The organism is Armatimonadota bacterium (genome assembly GCA_037138755.1).
Classification (GTDB): domain Bacteria; phylum Armatimonadota; class Fimbriimonadia; order Fimbriimonadales; family Fimbriimonadaceae; genus Fimbriimonas.
On sequence record JBAXHT010000013.1, the window covers coordinates 1 to 2,645 of the forward strand.

The following is a 2,645-nucleotide window of genomic DNA, read 5'->3' on the forward strand; positions in this document are numbered from 1 at the left end:
CCTGCTCCCATCCTTTTTCTTGACAAAAAGGATCGGTGCACCGAACGGAGACACGTTTGGCTGAATAAACCCCCTAGACAAAAGGTCGTCAAGGGTTTTCTTCAACTCGGCGAGTTCCTCGGATGACAACCGGTAGGTTGGCCGGCTTGGCGGAGTGTGACCGGGTTCCAACTCGATCTCGAAATCAATGGCTCTGGACGGAGGTAGCTCGTTTGGAAGGTTCTCGGGGAAAACGTCCGCGAAATCCTTCAAAACCGCTTGAACTTGAGGGTTGTTGTCGAGAGGTGCGTCGGATTTACTCCGAATGACATAGACCTCGTCATCCTCGGAGCGAACGTCTTTGTACTGGATTGCCGAAACAACCGGAATGCCTTGACTCGCGTTGGTTGGCTTTAGATGATATTCCCGTTGCTTGATCTTGATGACGGCCTCATCAGTTTGCCAATTGATAGCGGGGTTTGCCCTTTTAAGCCAACCTCCACCGAGCACAAGCAAAGGCTCCCAAAGGGGAATCACTTTTGGAGTGATTGCCGTTTGGTAACCGTCAATGCGCATCGTGCCGGGTTTGGTGTGACCTAGGGTATGCGTCACGCTACCGTCGGCAACTTGAATCGCCGTTGGAGTGCCTTGAACTTGAATCTTGTGCCGATCGACCCAATCGGCCGAGATGTAGTCCCCGGATGCGCCGGAGTCTACCATGATCATGATGTCATGTCCTTGAAACGTCCCTTGATACATGAGAGGCGGCATCCGCGCCTCGTTCCTGACTGACGCATCATCTTGAATTGCTCCTAGAGCATCGGCGGCAGTAACGCTCGACTCGTCTACTGACGCCGCACTGAGTTTTTTTGCTTCTTGAGAGGGCACTCAAGCGCACGGTGCCCGGGCTTCCGGCAGTAGTAGCAACCGTTGATGCGGTTGAGTTCTGCCTTCTCCTCGGGAGTGAGCTTCTTGAACGTCTTCTCACCGTCGCGGCCCGGCTGTATCGCACCAATATCCATCGGTACTGCCCGAGTGGGGTTGGGGTGACTGGGGCGCGGGGTGTACGAAGGCTTGGGTGAGTAACCCCGGTGGCTGTAGAGCACCTCGTCGATTTGCTCCGCGACGGAGACCGCTTGGTCGAATGACGGCGGGTTAGCAAATGCGACGTGGAGGCGCACTTCTTTCTTGAGCCCGCGCCGGAACTTGTCGAGCTTCTCGGCGTCGGTGATGTCCGGAATGTTCAGCACTTGGGCCTTGAACTCCTCGACAAACTGCTTGACTGATGACTTCTGGTAGAGGCGGGCGAGGGTGTCGCGCGCCACAAGAGTGGCACTGATGGGCTGGAAGTACTCGATGAGCGTCCGCGTGAAGTCCTCCCACGCGGCCGGGCGCTCCTCGGGGCGGAGGCTTTGCCACCAAAGGAGGGCGTTCTTGCGCAACAACGTCGTTGCGTAAGGCACGCGTCTCGCCTCGGGCTCGTTCATGACGTTGAAGTAGTTCTCCACCTGGAAGATCCACTGCCTAACCCTTTTGGCATCATCGGTGCCAAAGAACTGGTCGGGCTTGGGCGGCTTGTTGCGAGCACCGGCGTGAGCCTGTGCTTGCACAGCCTCCAGTTGCTGGATGCGCTGGAAAAGGCCATTGAGAATGGCGTTGGCGTCTTGGCCTTCCATCTCGGGCGGAGACTTGACTTGATGAGTAGACCGGAGTTGTTGCTTGACTTGAGGGCTCGACTCGAAGGCTTGAGTTGCTTGCTTGGTTTGCGGAATGATGGGGTGGCCATCCCGTTCCGCCCTTTGTAGTCTTGCGGATGGAATACGGGGGGACTCCGTCCGTCCGTTTCCGGCTTCTTAGAAGCTCTAAGAATTTCTTAGAAGCTCTAAGAAGGTTCTAGAAGGATGTAGACCGGAAGTCGAGTCTTTGACTTGGGCGGGAGGTGGCTTGCCGGGATCTTTGGCGAGGGGTCCGGGTAGGTCATGGAAGGTTCTAGTGGCGGTCTCGAAGGTTCATAGACTGATCATCCAATTGTCGTAGGCGTCTCGATGGAAGACGGCTTTAGGCGGCCGCTTCTCCTTGAAGTACCGAGGGTACAACTTGGTGTCCTCTCGATGGTACCGCTCGTAGAGGCGGTGCTTGTGCACAAAGGCGCACCCTTTCATGATGGCTTCCTTCTTCTCCGCGGCCCGTCGCTCGGCGGCATCTCTTTGCCGAAGCTTGATGTCGTTGAGGCGAATCTCGGCCGCGGTGCGCCGTTGCCGCTCGATGCAAAGCTTGTTGTTGGCCTCCTCCAAGGCTCGGACAAACTTGATTGCGCGGCCGTTGGGACGTGCCGCACGCTACTTGTCTCTTGAGGGCGCGCCGCTTGGCCGCGAGGCCTTGCGGGGCGATGGTCTTCACAAGCCGGCGGATCTTGACCATCCGCTCGGTTGTTTGACCGTTAAACTTGATCTTGAGCTTGAGCGGTACCGTCTTGTACACTTGGCATCCGGCGGGCTCCGGAATGCCCTTGATGAGTTGCACGGGCATCTCGAATCTTCTTAGCCCGGAGCTTCTCGAAATGGAGGCGAGTGAGCCACCTCACTTGCCCGTTGATGTCTGATCATCCAATTGTAAGGCGACCGGTTGACTAGAGCTCGAGAGTTACAAGAGGCTAGAGGCTTGAG

4 protein-coding genes are annotated in these 2,645 nt (G+C 56.7%); 1 reads left to right on the plus strand and 3 read right to left on the minus strand.

Annotated features, from left to right (window positions below):
- From WCK51_15970 to WCK51_15980, 3 genes are all read right to left on the minus strand, one after another.
- Positions 1-867, minus strand: an 867-nt coding sequence (locus WCK51_15970; protein ID MEI7578386.1) for a retropepsin-like aspartic protease, incomplete at its 3' end; no start/stop codon positions are given.
- Positions 825-1,655: a zinc finger CCHC domain-containing protein gene (locus WCK51_15975; GenBank protein MEI7578387.1), complete on the minus strand. Its 831-nt coding sequence runs from the start codon at positions 1,653-1,655 to the stop codon at positions 825-827. The genes WCK51_15970 and WCK51_15975, both read right to left, overlap by 43 nt.
- A gap of 333 nt (positions 1,656-1,988) precedes the next feature.
- On the minus strand, positions 1,989-2,273 hold the full coding sequence (locus tag WCK51_15980) for a hypothetical protein (GenBank protein ID MEI7578388.1): 285 nt from the start codon (positions 2,271-2,273) through the stop codon (positions 1,989-1,991).
- A gap of 164 nt (positions 2,274-2,437) precedes the next feature.
- Here WCK51_15980 and WCK51_15985 point away from each other — a divergent pair, with 164 nt between their 5' ends.
- Positions 2,438-2,581, plus strand: a complete 144-nt coding sequence (locus WCK51_15985; protein ID MEI7578389.1) for a hypothetical protein — start codon at positions 2,438-2,440, stop codon at positions 2,579-2,581.
- Positions 2,582-2,645 lie beyond the last annotated feature (64 nt).